Source organism: Mesorhizobium sp. M2E.F.Ca.ET.209.01.1.1 (assembly GCF_004010375.2).
GTDB lineage: Bacteria > Pseudomonadota > Alphaproteobacteria > Rhizobiales > Rhizobiaceae > Mesorhizobium.
This window is the reverse complement of sequence record NZ_SADP02001020.1, coordinates 1-301: the sequence shown is the minus strand read 5'-3', so window position 1 is coordinate 301 and position 301 is coordinate 1. Positions and strand designations below refer to the sequence as shown.

1 pseudogene is annotated in these 301 nt (G+C 63.1%); it reads left to right on the top strand.

Going from position 1 to position 301, the window contains the following annotated elements:
• A pseudogene (locus tag EN852_RS38935) lies at positions 1-301 on the top strand (protein translocase subunit SecDF); the annotation flags it as partial.

The following is a 301-nucleotide window of genomic DNA, read 5'->3' as shown; positions in this document are numbered from 1 at the left end:
CGGCAAGACCCTGCAGGTCCGCATCACCGATGCCGCTCAGCTCGATGCCGCCAAGAAAGCGTTGAAGAGCTTGACCGATCCTGTCGCAGCCGGCTTGTTCACAGGCGGCTCCATCCAGGAAATGTCGCTCGACGATTCCGAGCCGGGGCTGCTCAAGTTCACCGTCACCGACGCCGGTATCAAGTACCGCACATCGACCGCATTGGCGCAGTCGATCGAAGTGGTCGAGCGCCGCGTCAACGAACTCGGCACGACCGAGCCCATCGTGCAGCGGCAGGGAGACGACCGCATCCTTGTCCAG